11 protein-coding genes are annotated in these 12,618 nt (G+C 34.2%); 8 read left to right on the top strand and 3 right to left on the bottom strand.

Translation table 11 applies throughout. The features are described 5' to 3' along the window. Positions 1 to 486 precede the first annotated feature (486 nt). The 6 genes from rplJ to IJE13_RS00360 all read left to right on the top strand — a co-directional run bounded on the left by rplJ (position 487) and on the right by IJE13_RS00360 (position 7,563). The gene (rplJ, locus tag IJE13_RS00385) at positions 487 to 969 is read left to right on the top strand and encodes a 50S ribosomal protein L16 (protein ID WP_292775720.1); all 483 of its coding nucleotides are present in this window, start codon (positions 487 to 489) and stop codon (positions 967 to 969) included. Between the two features lie 200 nt (positions 970 to 1,169). Continuing rightward, positions 1,170 to 3,446: a phosphoenolpyruvate synthase gene (gene ppsA / locus IJE13_RS00380; protein ID WP_292775718.1), complete on the top strand. Its 2,277-nt coding sequence runs from the start codon at positions 1,170 to 1,172 to the stop codon at positions 3,444 to 3,446. Positions 3,447 to 3,635: 189 nt separating this feature from the next. Continuing rightward, positions 3,636 to 4,802 (top strand): tyrosine decarboxylase MfnA, encoded by a 1,167-nt coding sequence (mfnA, locus tag IJE13_RS00375; protein WP_292775716.1) that lies wholly within the window; start codon positions 3,636 to 3,638, stop codon positions 4,800 to 4,802. 253 nt (positions 4,803 to 5,055) lie between these two features. Next, on the top strand, positions 5,056 to 5,421 hold the full coding sequence (locus tag IJE13_RS00370; RefSeq protein WP_292775702.1) for a flagellar protein, FliL: 366 nt from the start codon (positions 5,056 to 5,058) through the stop codon (positions 5,419 to 5,421). 364 nt (positions 5,422 to 5,785) lie between these two features. Next, positions 5,786 to 6,286 (top strand): fumarate hydratase C-terminal domain-containing protein, encoded by a 501-nt coding sequence (locus tag IJE13_RS00365; RefSeq protein ID WP_292775701.1) that lies wholly within the window; start codon positions 5,786 to 5,788, stop codon positions 6,284 to 6,286. Between the two features lie 155 nt (positions 6,287 to 6,441). Further along, entirely contained in the window at positions 6,442 to 7,563 is a 1,122-nt protein-coding gene (locus IJE13_RS00360; RefSeq protein ID WP_292775699.1) for a DUF763 domain-containing protein, read from the top strand. Positions 7,564 to 7,649: 86 nt separating this feature from the next. Here IJE13_RS00360 and IJE13_RS00355 read toward each other — a convergent pair whose 3' ends face one another. The 3 genes from IJE13_RS00355 to IJE13_RS00345 all read right to left on the bottom strand — a co-directional run bounded on the left by IJE13_RS00355 (position 7,650) and on the right by IJE13_RS00345 (position 10,395). Next, positions 7,650 to 8,204, bottom strand: a complete 555-nt coding sequence (locus IJE13_RS00355; protein ID WP_292775697.1) for a tRNA (cytidine(56)-2'-O)-methyltransferase — start codon at positions 8,202 to 8,204, stop codon at positions 7,650 to 7,652. A gap of 63 nt (positions 8,205 to 8,267) precedes the next feature. Further along, positions 8,268 to 9,104 (bottom strand): adenosylcobinamide-GDP ribazoletransferase, encoded by an 837-nt coding sequence (cobS, locus tag IJE13_RS00350; RefSeq protein WP_292775695.1) that lies wholly within the window; start codon positions 9,102 to 9,104, stop codon positions 8,268 to 8,270. Positions 9,105 to 9,183: 79 nt separating this feature from the next. Next, positions 9,184 to 10,395, bottom strand: coding sequence for a phosphatidylglycerophosphatase (locus tag IJE13_RS00345; RefSeq protein ID WP_292775693.1), 1,212 nt, complete (start codon positions 10,393 to 10,395; stop codon positions 9,184 to 9,186). 243 nt (positions 10,396 to 10,638) lie between these two features. On the opposite strand from IJE13_RS00345, the gene larC reads away from it, so the two are divergent. Both larC and IJE13_RS00335 read left to right on the top strand, forming a co-directional pair. Then, entirely contained in the window at positions 10,639 to 11,913 is a 1,275-nt protein-coding gene (gene larC, locus IJE13_RS00340; protein ID WP_292775691.1) for a nickel pincer cofactor biosynthesis protein LarC, read from the top strand. Positions 11,914 to 11,921: 8 nt separating this feature from the next. Further along, positions 11,922 to 12,530 (top strand): hypothetical protein, encoded by a 609-nt coding sequence (locus IJE13_RS00335; protein ID WP_292775689.1) that lies wholly within the window; start codon positions 11,922 to 11,924, stop codon positions 12,528 to 12,530. Positions 12,531 to 12,618: the final 88 nt, after the last annotated feature.

Raw genomic sequence — 12,618 nt, 5'->3', positions numbered from 1 at the left:
TTTTACTTATTTATCTTATTTATTTTTTCAAATTTAAAAATTTTTTATTTTTTAGCCCTTTATTTTTTAAAAATTTTACCTCATAATGATAACATTTATTAATGTTTAAAAAAATATATAGTAATATTCTATCTAACTTTATAAATTAATAATATATTAATATTATATTAATATCTCATATTAGTAATGTCAATTATTAATTTCTCAATTTATATGGCTATGATAGGAAGCATGATAATAAGAGTATAATTATAGCTTATATTTTCTTAATATGGGGTCATGCTTAGGCAATAGCTATTATTTCTTTGTTCTGATAGAACAATCTTATTTCGACTTTTTTAGTCGATTTTAAAAAATTTAAAAGAATTTTTGTGTTTTTCGATTAGTTTCGATTAGAAATTAAATAAATCATTTGATATTTGAAATATTTAGAAAATACTTTGGACACAATAAATTCTTAAATTACGATTATATGGAGGACTATTAATGGTTCGTGCTTATTCAAGAAGAGAATATATTAGAAAAATACCAAATAACAGAATTGTTCAATATGATATGGGAAACTTATCTGAAGATTTCCCAGTAAGAGTATCCTTAGCAGTTAAAAAACCAGCTCAAATTAGACACAATGCATTAGAAGCAGCTCGTGTAGCTTCCAACAGATACATGCAAAGATCTGCTGGTAGATTAGGATACCACTTAAAGTTAAGAGTATACCCTCACAACATTGTAAGAGAAAATCCTATGGCAACCGGAGCAGGTGCGGACAGGGTACAAAGTGGTATGAGAAACGCTTTCGGTAAAGCTATCAGTGTAGAAGCTTTAGTAAAGACCAATCAAAAAATCATGTCCATTGACGTAAACCCTAAAAACTTCGAAGATGCTAAAACCGCTTTGAAAAGAGCAGGTATGAAAATGCCGGTATCCTGCAGAATTGTCATTGAAAAAGGAGCAGAATTAATTAAATAAGTCTTTTGACTTTTAATTATTCTTTTTAATTTAATAATTTAATTTTTAATTCATTAAAATCATTCATTAATGATTTTTAATTATTATTGTTAAATTTTTCATAAAAAATATTTATTTGGACTTTAATTTAATATCCAAACTCATTATCATTCAATTATTGAAAATTGATTAAGGACTATTGTTTAAAGAGGAGAAGAACAATGTATGTTAAAAAGTTTGAAGATTTAAGCAAAGACGATTTAGGTATTGCTGGTGGAAAAGGTGCTAATTTAGGTGAATTAACCCAAGCAGGCATTCCTGTACCTCCAGGATTTGTCGTAACCTCCAAGACTTATGACAAGTTCATGAGAGATACTGGAATTTTTAGCAAGGTTATGGATATTTTAGACCAAGTAGATATTAACAACACTAAAGAGCTTCAAGAAGCAGCTGAAAAGATTAAAGGAATTATTATTGAAACTCCTATACCTGATGGCATTTCTACTTACATTACTGAAGCTTACAACCAATTATCACAAAGAGTTGGAGAAGAAGAGGCAGATGTGGCTATCCGTTCATCTGCAACTGCTGAAGACTTGCCTGAAGCTTCATTTGCAGGTCAGCAAGACACTTTCTTGCACGTTCAAGGATTGGAAAATGTAATTGAATACGTAAGAAAATGTTGGGCTTCCCTATTTGAAGCAAGAGCTATTTTCTACAGGGAAGAAAACAACTTCGAACACTCTCAAGTTTACATTGCAGTTGTAGTCCAACAGATGGTGGATTCCGATAAGGCTGGTGTAATGTTTACCGTAAACCCATCAACTGGTGAAAACATTGCTTTGATTGAAGGATCATGGGGACTTGGCGAATCTGTAGTTAGCGGATCTGTAACTCCTGATAACTATGCAGTAGCAAAGGATACCAATGAAATCCTAAATGTTACAATCAGTGACAAGAAAACCATGTTCACCAATGAGGAAGGCGGAACCTCCATTCAAGTAGATGTTCCTGAAGAATTAAGGAAGGAAAGAGTCTTATCCGATGAAGAATTAATCGAGCTTGTTGAAATGGCTAAGAGAGTGGAAGGTCATTACGGCAAACCTCAAGATACCGAATGGGCTTTCCATGATGGCAACTTATTCCTATTGCAATCCAGACCAATCACCACCTTAGGGGATTCCAAGAAAGATGATGCTGAAGAGGAAGTTGACTTGGAAGTATTGATCAGAGGTCTTGGTGCAAGTCCTGGATTGGCATCCGGTACCGTTAAAGTAATCTTAAGCCTTGACGAACTTGACAAGGTTCAAGATGGAGACGTAATGGTAACTACCATGACCACTCCGGATATGGTTCCTGCTATGAAAAGGGCTACCGGTATTGTAACAGATGAAGGTGGAGTAACCTGTCACGCAGCTATCATCTCAAGAGAATTGGGAATTCCTTGTGTAGTAGGTACTGGTGATGCAACAACTACATTGAAGGAAAATGATGAAGTCACTGCTGACGGTAAGAAAGGTTTAGTATACAAAGGCATCATCAAAGGCGCTGAAAGTGAAGAAGCAAGCGCTGGTGCAATTCAAGTGTCTGCAACTCCTTTAATCACTGTTACTGAAGTCAAGGCTAATGTAAGTATGGCTGAAGCAGCTCCAAAGGCAGCAGCAACCGGTGCAGATGGTGTAGGATTGCTCAGAACCGAGCACATGATGCTATCCACTGGTGTTCACCCAAGAAAATTCATCCTTGATGGCGAAGAGGAAAAATTAGTGGACACAATTGCTGAAGGTGTCTTGAAAGTGGCTGATGAATTCTATCCAAAACCTGTATGGTACAGAACCCTTGATGCTCCTACAGATGAGTTCATCACCCTTGACGGTGGGGAAGATGAACCTAGGGAACACAACCCAATGTTAGGTTGGAGAGGTATCAGAAGAGAATTGGATGAACCTGAAATCCTAAAAGCGGAATTCAAGGCAATCAAAAAGCTTCACGATAAAGGTTACACAAATATTGGAATCATGATTCCATTGTCACAACATCCATCCGAACTTAGAAGAGCAAAAGAGATCTGCAGAGAAGTAGGTTTGGAACCTCAAGTTGATGTTGAATTTGGTATGATGGTTGAGATTCCTGCAGCAGCTATTCTTATTGATGAATACATTGCAGAAGGTATTGACTTCGTAAGTCTCGGTACCAACGACTTGACTCAATACACACTTGCAGTGGACAGAAACAATGAATATGTTGCAAAACACTATCGCGAAGAACACCCTGCAGTAATGGCATTGATTGAAAGAACCATTAAGCATTGTGCAGCAGCCGGTGTAACCTGCAGTATCTGCGGTCAAGCAGGTAGTGTACCTCATATTGTAGAAAAACTTGTTAAATTTGGAATTACCAGTGTATCTTCCAATACTGATGCAGTAGAGGAAGTTAGAAAGACTGTTGCAAGAGCTGAAAAGAAAATCATGCTTGATGCAGCAAGAAAACAATTATAATTCCAGATTTCTGATTTAAAAGTCAATCTTTTAAATCTTTATTTTTTTTATTTTCAAATATCTTATTATTTTTTTAATATTATTTTAATTTTTTAACTTTTCTCATTCTTTTTACATAAACTATTTAAGTTAGGATTTTGATAGTATTAAAAAAATAATAATTTTTATTTTTCACTAAAGGTAATTTTTATGAACGAAAAACCAATATCTCACGATGAAATCTTTAATCAATTGGATGAATATCAAGCAATGGACTGTCATTATTCTGAAGGCAGAATCTTAGGGTCCATGTGCACTGAAGCCCATCCTATTGCAAAGGAAGCCTTTTTCAAATTCATTGATTCCAATTTGGGAGATCCCGGCCTTTTCAAGGGAACCAAACTATTGGAAGATAAGGTATTGAATATGATCGGTTCCTTCCTATCCATTGAGAATCCTGTAGGCCATATGGTAACTGGCGGTACTGAAGCCAATATCATGGCAATCAGGGCTGCAAGGAATCTTGCAAGAGATAATAAGGGAATCAAAAAGGGAGAATTCATAGTTCCTAAATCCGCTCACTTTTCCTTTAAAAAAGCGGCAGATATGCTTGATTTGGAATTGATTCGTGTAGACTTGGATGAAGATTACCGCATTAATCCAAAATGTGTGGAAGAAAATATCAATGAAAATACGGTAGCCATTGTTGGCATTGCAGGGACTACCGAATTGGGCATGATTGACCCTATTGAGGATTTATCCAAAATAGCTACCCAAAATGATGTCCACTTGCATGTTGATGCAGCATTCGGCGGTTTTTCAATTCCATTCCTAAAGGAAAGGGGATATGACTTGCCAAACTTTGACTTTTCACTTGAAGGGGTCAGATCAATCACCGTAGACCCTCATAAGATGGGGCTTTCACCAATTCCTTCAGGAGGAATCCTATTTAGAGACCAATCCTATTTGGATGCAATGTCTGTCGATTCTCCTTATCTGACCATCAAAAATCAGTCTACCATTGTAGGTACCCGTTTAGGAGCTTCTGCAGCGGCAACATATGCTGTGATGAGCTATTTGGGAAAGGAAGGCTATGCAAACAATGCCATAGAGGCACTGGAAAAGACTCACTTTTTGGCAGAGAATCTTAAGGAATTAGGTTATGAATTGGTTGTTGAGCCTAAATTGAATATTGTTGCCTTCAACCATCCTTATTTGGAAACTTTTGAATTGGCTCAATTGCTTGAAGAGAGAAATTGGAAAATATCCTGTTCTTCCTATCCTAAAGCCATCAGAGTCATTTTAATGAATCATATTAAAAAAGAACATTTGATTGAGCTTTTAAAAGATTTAGATGAGATAAATAAATCCGTTTAGTCTTTTTACTAGTTTTTATAATATTTTTATTAGATATTCTTTTTTTAAATTTTTTATTTTTAAAATAATTTATTATCTTTTCATTATCTTTAAAAAAATTTATTTTCATATAATTTTTCTATTTTATCTTTTTTAATATTCCTCTTTTTCTATTTTTATCCTTTCTAAAGGAGTATTTTAATTTTTTTAAAATAGAAAAGTATTTTAATAAGCATACTAAATAAAATAAATGAAAGATTAAAGAGGTGATAATGTGAAAAGATCTGTATTGATATTAGGTGTTGTTGCAGCAATACTTATTGTAGGTGGTGCTTTTGCATTCACTTTTATGGACAAAATTGCAGATGTTGCTGATGGAGGTAACTCTGGAACTTTTCATAAGGTAGCTGATAAAGTGGATAAAGTCACTTCATCTGATGGATCCACTTCAGATGGGGGAAGTGACATTGTAAGTGAAGTAGTGAAATTCAATTATCAAGCCGGTGATGGATGGTATCGTGAAGTCACTTACAAAGATGGAGGATTCCGTCAATTCGATAATGCAACTGGTGAAATGATAGGTTCCTCTTATGATGAAGACCAAGAGAAACTTGGTGTCATTGATGGCAATTTAGAATAATTTTTATTCTTAATTCTTTTTTTATTTTTTATCCTAATTTTTTATTCTATTTTTTGAATTTTTTAATTCTATTTATCTGTCTATTTTTTTCTAATTTTTAACAAATTTCTTATTTAGTTACAAATTTATCTACATATATAATATCAATTAATATTATATTAGAGTATGCTATGTTTATTTAAAAATAATGTTTGATAATTTTAATATTTCCATACATATTCATTAATTTAATTAGTCGAATTTTCATTTAAACCATATCTAATTTTTTTACATAAAATCACTTTTACAAATTAATTACTTTTCACATAAATTTTAATATTTTTATTTGGAAAATTTTATAAATTTTAAAAAAATATCTAATTATATGAAAAAAATAGAAACTCCCATCAGTGATGATGTGATAAATGGTCTCAAGGTTGGAGACAAGATATCCCTTTCAGGCATTATGTATTGTGGCAGGGATGCGGTATTGCCGAAATTGGTAAAATCCATAGAGGAAGGGGATATTGACAAGTATCCTTTTGATTTTAAGGGAATGGCTATCATGCATACTGCATTTAGCGTAGCAGGAATTGCTCCGACTACAAGCAATAAGGCTGAGATAGAATCATCAATTCCAACATTATCCAAAGCAGGGGTAAAGTTTCACATAGGTAAGGGATCCTTATCAGATGAGACCAAGGAAAGCTTGAATGAATATAATTCTGTTTTTATAATAACTCCTCCTGTAGCTGCACTTCTCACAAATAATGTCATTTCAAAGAAATGTGTGGCCTATGAAGAGGAGGGCATGGAAGCCTTCTTTGAATTGGAAGTTAAGGACATTCCAGGGATTGTAGCTATTGCCCATGGGGAATCTTTGTAAATTTAAATTTTTTTTCTATTTTTGAAATTTATTCTTTTATTATTTTTCAAATGCTCTTTTTAATTTTATATACTATTTTTAAGATAATATTATTAGAGAACTTTATTTAGAACTTAATTTAGAACTTTTTTTAGAATTTTCTTAGAGGTATTTTAATGCAACGAAGGGGAACAACCAATTTGCCACTGCATGGAGGTCATACGCCAAGATGGCTATTTGATAGAATGACCAAATTATCCGGTGCAATCTCTGAAGTTGTGATAGAGGAATATGGAACTCATGAGTTCCTTAACCGCATATCCGACCCTTATTGGTTTCAGGCATTCTCCTGTGTTATTGGATTCGATTGGCATTCTTCAGGTACAACCACAACAACTCTCGGTGCATTGAAATCTTCAATAGACCCTGAAAAGCATGGAATCTATATCTCTGGCGGAAAAGGTACCGCTTCTCGAAAGACTCCTCAAGGGATTGAAATGGCAGGAGAGATATTCAATCTCAAAAGTTCAAATGTTGAAGAGATGATTCATTCAAGCAAATTGTCTGCAAAGGTGGATAATTCATGCATTCAAGATGGCTATAATTTATATGTCCATAATTTCTTCATAACTGAAAAGGGAGATTGGGCAGTTGTGCAACAGGGAATGAACACTGCAACAAAATATGCAAGACGCTATCATTGGTTGGGCGAAAATGTTGACAGTTTCTTAAATGACCCTCATAATGGAATATCCTGTGACAAGAAAGAGAACAAGGCATTGAATATGGCTTCAAAGGAAAGTGTTGAAGCCCAAAAGATTAGTGTTGATTTGATAAATGACAATCCAGACCATTTAAGGTCTTACTTCAAAAGAAAAGATTCCAACCAACTTCTTTTAACAGACTTCAGCATTGATGAAACAAACTCCTTGACTTTACCAAAGCATCATCAGGTTTTGGATATGGATTTGTCTGATAAGGAATTTGAAGTGTTGAAGAATGCATGGGAAATTCAGCCAGAAAAATATGAAGACCTTATTTTACTTCAAGGCATTGGACCTAAGAAAATAAGGGCATTGGCATTGATTTCAGACTTGATCTTTGGCGAGCCTGCAAGCTGGAAGGATCCTGTAAAATATTCCTTTAGTCATGGGGGAAAGGATGGTTTCCCATATCCTGTTGACAGGGATGTTTATGACAATTCAATAGCTACTGTAAAGGATGCTCTCTATCAGGCAAAATTAGATAATTATGATAAGATGAAAGCTTTAAAACGCTTGGATGATTTCATTTCTTAGGTGTAAAAAAGTAGAAGCTTATTAAAAAATTCTATACTAAGAAATAGTGCAAAATTATTAAAAAAAGTTAAAGAATAATAATTAAATTATTCTTTGTTGATTTTTCTATTTTCATCATGGATATTCACTGTTTTTCCATGAGCTGTTGGAATCACTTCAAATACAGGATTTTCAAATTTCAGGTCGAATTCCTTTCCTTCCATCAAAAAATGTTGGAAGATTGCAAGTGCTGCAACTTCAGAGTGAGGCTGTGTAGTTACAGAAACGTTCCAATCAGCATTTTTATAGACTTTTGTAGGTACTTTCGCTCCACCAACGATGATTAAGATGTCATCACCGGTTTCACGAACTTCATCTACAATTTCATGAGCTTGAGAACCATACATTGTCAAATGAACTATTTTTCCTCCATTTTCTCTCCAGTTCATTATGACTTCCATGTAAGAATTGTTGTATTCTATTTCAAAGTCTCCTCCCCATCTGTCTGCAATGTCTCTAACGCTTTTCATCATGCTATGGTCCTCTTCTCCTGCCAACCATACCTTGCTTGCTCCGAAAGCTCTTGCAGTCAAACATACATGGGTTGTAATACGTGTATCTCTTCCTATTCTATGGTCTAATCTTAAAACATTTATATTCATTTTTTCACTCTGTATAATTTAAGATAATTTTTAAATTTTTGATTCTTTTTTTAAATTTTTAATTTAAAGTAAAGCACTAAAGTTTATTGAAATCAATATTAGCATTGCTATCAATGAGAAAAGTCTGCCTAACTCATTTGAAGTTCCAAGGACATCTCCATTTGCAATCTCAAGATGCCTTTTAGCAATCAATGCAGTCAATGCTCCACCAAATGCTCCTCCAATGATTCCTAAAAGTCCTATGTGGATTCCAGGTCCTAAGCTAAGGGCTACAGAAATTATAAAGCAGATAATTAATCCAATCACATAGTTTTGAAGATTCATATTTTGGATGAAATATTTTCCGATTCCATCATCACCTGCTTTTGAACATATGCAGCAGGTTGTCAATCCTATTTTTGCAGAGATTTCCGCTACGATAATCAATAAAATGAAACTAAAGCCAACGGCATAAGCATAATTGATTAATGAAGCGTATGCTGCAATTGTAATTGTGCCCACAATAAATCCTGTGGAAATTCCACCGACGCCAGTCATGGGATCCTTCATGATGCCTAATTTTTTCTGAGGGTCTCCGTGAACCATCACTCCATCACCAAAGTCCATAAGTCCATCAAAATGATTGAATCCATTGACAATCAATAGGAATCCATAGACTATAGTGGCAACCAATAATGGGTCAAAATGGATGAATTTTGTTAATATGAATGCAATCAATGCAGCTATCAATCCGATAAATCCATTAATGACCGGCCAGAACCATGTCATTTTTGCCATCTCTTCAATTGTTGTATAAACGTTTAAAGGAAGGATTGTTGAAAAGGTCAATAAACCTCCAATTGAACGCAATATGGAAGGGCTTTGTTTTTCAAAATAGTCATCATTGTTTTCTTCTTTCATATTTTCAAATCCATCACTTTTTAATTAGTTTTTATAGTTTAAATTTATAGTTTAAAATTATCAATATTAATTTAAAAGTTCATTCCTCGAGTATATTTGTCATGCATCCAGCTATTAAGCCTGCAAATGTATTAGATAGGATTGGTCCCAAACCATATAATATTCCTGGCTTTTCCTTTGAATATCTTCTAAAGTTGAGTAAAGCCTTTGTTCCAGCTATTTGATTTGCGATTGCTGCACCGACAAGTTCATCCGGATAAAAATGGATTGGTTTTTCATTGATGTCAATCTCACGGACTCTTCCTTTTTTAAGGTCTTCTTCCAGTCTGACAGCTGATATTAACAGTGCATTGATGTTTCTATCACTAATTGATTTGAGCAATTGCTTCTCTAGTTTTTCTTTCAGTTCATCACTTGGTTCAATGTTTTCCAAAAGACTCATTCCAACTTCTACCATGTCTCCAATCTGGATTCCTTCACTGACAAGATAATCCAATATTCCAATATTCAAGTTGATCTTTTCCAATGCATCCTCACAGCTTATGACAACTGCATCTTCGATTCTTTCTATAAACTCCTCCAAATCTATATCATCGTCTTCATATTCCATATTTGTAATGTCCAGACCGATTTCCATAATGTAGTCCTGGTCTAAGGTTTCCTCTGGAAGATTGGATGCAATCACCAGGAAATCATCATTGTTTAAGATAGTGTTTATGTGAAGTGGCAAGTGAAGGGATTCAAAGAATTTGGCCTTTTGTTTGGTTGCCACTTTATAAAGTTGTATAAGCAATTTAGGACTGAATGCATGATTTAGAATTATTATTTGTCCAAAGTCGACTTTAGCATTGTTGAATCCTTTCCAACTGTTGACTACTTTCAAATCATCGTAGAAGTCTTGAATTTCGAGGTCATTTGAAATCACAGTAATGACGGTTATATCATCGTAAGCGTTGATTATGTAATCTATCTTATCAAAGCTTTGAGCGATATATCCTCCTTCAATATCATTCTTTTCCTTATATTCTTCAGTGATTTCCATCAATTCAACATCATTCAACGGTTCATCCTCATTTTCTCTATTGAAACTGATGTAATTGTCTGACAGGACCATGATGTTTTCAATTATGTCAATCCCATCGCTTATTTCCAAATCGCTGAATGTTAAAAAATAATCAGGATTATTGATATATAGGGCATCTTCATTTTTAATCAGTTCACCATTTACCAAGCTCTTTTTGATGCTTTCAATTTCCTTGATATTCTTATTGTTTTTGCTTTTTTTAGACAATTGGATTCCTCTTTTCAATTGCTATAAGTCCTTTTCTTTGGAATGATTCAAATTATTTAACAATAGAATCAATATAAAAAACTATTTTAATGAATATATTTTTATAACAAATATTATTTAATTGTAATTATATATATTAATTTAGAGAATTATTTAGAAAATTATTTAGAGAATTATTTAAGAATTATTCAGAGAATTCAAAAATATTGCAATTACAAATTTCAAACTTAAGGAAGTCATTTTATGGTTTACATTATAGATCCTCAGAATGCAGGAATTTCTGGGAATATGATTATTGGAGCTCTTGTGGATTTGGGAGCTGATGAGGAAAAAGTTAAGAATCTTATGGAAGATGTGGCAGTTGACTTTGGAGAGGTAGAGGTATCTTTAACCAAGGTGAATAAGGCAGGAATCGATGCCACATTCTGTAATGTAAAGACAATCGATGAGGATAATGAAAACAATCATCACATTCATTTTTCAGATTTTTTTGAAAAAATTGACCTTTTAAAATTTGCAGAGATTGAAAATTTAACAGACGAAATGGTTGAACTGGCTAAACGGGTCTTTAAAAGAATAGCCATTTCCGAGTCTGGAGTTCATGGCAAAAGCCTTGAAGATGTTCATTTCCATGAAGTTGGCGCTGCAGATGCCATAGCCGATGTTTTCGGTTCCATCTGTGCTTACTTTGATTTGGGAATGGATAAGGACAAGGTTGTCGGCCTTCCTATTGCAGTTGGCGGAGGATCAGTTGAAACTGCACATGGAAGAATTCCTGTTCCGGCTCCTGCAAGCTTAGATATTCTCAAAGGATTGACTGACGAGGAATTTGGAGATTTCTCAAAGGGAGAAGCTAAATGTGTAGGAGGTCCAGTGGACAGTGAACTTGCAACACCTACTGGCTGTGCATTGTATATGGAGTTCTGTGATGAATTCTTGGAATTCGCTCCTATGATGTCTCCTGAAGAGATTGCATATGGCTGCGGTTCAAAGGAATTTGATTTCCCGAATGTCCTAAGAGTCATCAAATCTAAGGATACAAACGGAAAACACAAAATCTGTGTGATTGAAACCAATATTGATCATATGTCCGGTGAAGAATTGGGATTCCTGTTTGACTTACTCTTGATTGAAGGGGCTTCAGATGTTTCAATGGTGCCTATTGTCATGAAGAAAAACAGGCCTGGCCAATTGATTAAGATAATCTGCAAACCGGATTTGGTTGACCATTTGGTAAATATTCTATTTAAGGAAACCGGCACCTTAGGCATAAGAATTTCTGAAAACACCCATAGGGGAGTGGCTGAAAGGCAATTCATTCCTTTAGACATCAATGTAGGCAATCATATTTATACAATCAACTTTAAGATAGGATTGATTGGTGATGAAATAATCTCTCATAGAGCGGAATATGAGGATTTGCGAAGAATCGCCGTAGAGCAGGACATTCCATTGATTGAAGTTAGGGATGTTGCAAATACAATGATTCGTGACTTTTTAGAAAACAATAGGGAGTAAAAAGAATTATGAGAATTCCAAGTTTAGATTTGCCCTTTTTATCAAGGCTGTTTATCGTTTTGGCTCTCCTTATACTGATTTATAATGAATTCAATTTACAGTCTGATATATTGGCAGTAATCTCTTTAGGATTTGCTATCTTATCCGTTTTTTGCATGGTCTTATTTGCCATCAGATTAAGGCAGGGAAAGTATACAAAAGCTTTTCAGATTGTTGTCGAGACAGATGTAGATAGGGCTTTAAAGGATGGTGTGATATCCAAAGAGCAAGCGGAATCCATTCCAAAGCGTGTTGTTCTCAATACAAAAGACCTTATATTGAATGTGATCTTTAATTTTGCAATTGCCAATCACTTTGACCTGATTCCTGTGGATATTCTTCGTGAAGTATTGCCGCATATTCCACCTGCTCATCTTGAACATCTGTATGAGGAGTCTCGTGAAATCAGTGATGACTTGAATGATTATTTCAGGGCTCAGAAATTTGCAAACAAGGCGGATGTAATTTTACGTGCTGATGAGATAAAGGAATATTTGGCTGAAACTTATCCTTGGATGGCTCCGGACACTTTAGAGAATACCTATGATTATTTCTTTTTAGGTATTGGAAATGGATAAGTATTATTAAAACTTTTTTTATAATCCAAATAATTGTTTTATGAGATACGAATAATAATAAGAATAGTATTGTTTATATTTTTATTTT

Source organism: Methanobrevibacter sp., assembly GCF_017410345.1.
Classification (GTDB): Archaea; Methanobacteriota; Methanobacteria; order Methanobacteriales; family Methanobacteriaceae; genus Methanobrevibacter.
Note: the sequence above shows the minus strand (reverse complement) of the source record. Positions and strands in the feature narration are given on the sequence as shown.

Excerpts from the sequence above, each read along its gene's own strand:
- rplJ (WP_292775720.1), top strand. The coding sequence starts at position 487 with ATGGTTCGTGCTTATTCAAGAAGAGAATATATTAGAAAAATACCAAAT.
- ppsA (WP_292775718.1), top strand. The coding sequence starts at position 1,170 with ATGTATGTTAAAAAGTTTGAAGATTTAAGCAAAGACGATTTAGGTATT.
- mfnA (WP_292775716.1), top strand. The coding sequence starts at position 3,636 with ATGAACGAAAAACCAATATCTCACGATGAAATCTTTAATCAATTGGAT.
- IJE13_RS00365 (WP_292775701.1), top strand. The coding sequence starts at position 5,786 with ATGAAAAAAATAGAAACTCCCATCAGTGATGATGTGATAAATGGTCTC.
- IJE13_RS00360 (WP_292775699.1), top strand. The coding sequence starts at position 6,442 with ATGCAACGAAGGGGAACAACCAATTTGCCACTGCATGGAGGTCATACG.
- IJE13_RS00355 (WP_292775697.1), bottom strand. The coding sequence starts at position 8,204 with ATGAATATAAATGTTTTAAGATTAGACCATAGAATAGGAAGAGATACA.
- cobS (WP_292775695.1), bottom strand. The coding sequence starts at position 9,104 with ATGAAAGAAGAAAACAATGATGACTATTTTGAAAAACAAAGCCCTTCC.
- larC (WP_292775691.1), top strand. The coding sequence starts at position 10,639 with ATGGTTTACATTATAGATCCTCAGAATGCAGGAATTTCTGGGAATATG.
- IJE13_RS00335 (WP_292775689.1), top strand. The coding sequence starts at position 11,922 with ATGAGAATTCCAAGTTTAGATTTGCCCTTTTTATCAAGGCTGTTTATC.